We start from the raw sequence: 738 nt of genomic DNA, 5'->3' as shown, positions 1-738 counted from the left end.
CCGCAAGGTAAGCGTGCAGTAGGCACGACTCTTGGACGCAACCATCCTGGTTACCAACTCTTAAAGAGCGGAAAACCTTACTACGCGCAAATCAAACTATATGGCGAACGCTACATTACCTATTACGCACCAATCAAAGACGCTAACGGTAACGTATCTGGCTTGTCATTTATCGGTTTGCCAGTAGACCAAGCCACACAAACTCTGTTTGATGCACTAGAAGAGATTAAGTGGGGTGACACAGGCTACACCATCATTGTCGATAACGACAAACACAATCTTGGTAAGTACTTACTCCACCCGACTAAGAGCGCTACCGATCCTTCAATCGTAGAAGTTCGTGACTACGATGGTAACAAGCCTTTCCATAAGATTTTCGAACAAAAGAGTGGTCTGATCCGCTACCCATTCCAATACGGATCAACCGTCGGTGAAAAATACTTAGTGTTCACCGAAGTACCTGGCTGGAACTGGAAACTACTGGGCGGTACATTCATCAAAGAAGTGACCAAAGGCAGCGACACGCTACTTAAACTGATAGCCATCATTTCTTCGGTAGCAGCGAGCATCACTTTTGTTGTGCTCACTCTGTTCTTAAACCGCAGCTTACAGCCTCTAACAGTGTTGAACTCTTACATGACGCGCCTAGCTAATGGTGAAGTCAGCTTACAAATTCCGTCGTCTCGTAAACGTTCGAAAAATGAGATTGTGAATTTGAATAACGGCGTTGCAAGCATG

At 45.4% G+C, this 738-nt stretch carries 1 protein-coding gene; it reads left to right on the top strand.

From position 1 onward, the window contains the following. A partial coding sequence (locus R7R78_RS26050) for a Cache 3/Cache 2 fusion domain-containing protein (RefSeq protein WP_225474604.1) occupies window positions 1–738 on the top strand: 738 nt, incomplete at both ends.

It is taken from the genome of Vibrio sp. 2134-1 (assembly GCF_033339495.1).
The sequence above is the reverse complement of the archived record's forward strand: the minus strand, read 5'-3'. Positions and strand labels throughout refer to the sequence as shown.